General features: G+C 54.7%; 1 protein-coding gene. It reads right to left on the reverse strand.

Annotated features, from left to right (window positions below; translation table 11 throughout):
- Positions 1–386: alanine racemase (locus GWE18_RS42190; RefSeq protein ID WP_275191344.1), on the reverse strand; the 386-nt coding region annotated here is incomplete at both ends.

Genomic DNA, 386 nt, shown 5'->3' on the forward strand with positions numbered 1-386 from the left:
AACCAGAGCATCGCGATACGTTCAGGCTGATCGCCCTGCTGGTTTGCCGGAATAGTGCCCGTCAGCGCATGACCGGGTTCGGCATGAGTCACACCGTATTGCGCCAGTAATGGCAGCGAAGTGCAGCTGGTCGCTGAAGGCGCGTTCAGTTGCTCAAGTGCAATACCAGATTTCGCCAGTTGATCCCGTGCCTGTATCAGCGTGTGAAGATTCGGTGTCGGCAAAACTTTTCCGACAGCCTCATCCCAAAGCAGGCAAGGGAAATGGGTAAGTCCGGCTAAATGCAGCCCTGGCAGATTCTGGATTTCGGCGACAATCTCCGGCAACACCTTGAGGGCAAAACCGCTCTCCTGGCCCGGATAAAGAAAATCATCGTCGCTATAAAC

Source organism: Bradyrhizobium sp. CSA112, assembly GCF_029051645.1.
Lineage (GTDB): Bacteria > Pseudomonadota > Alphaproteobacteria > Rhizobiales > Xanthobacteraceae > Bradyrhizobium.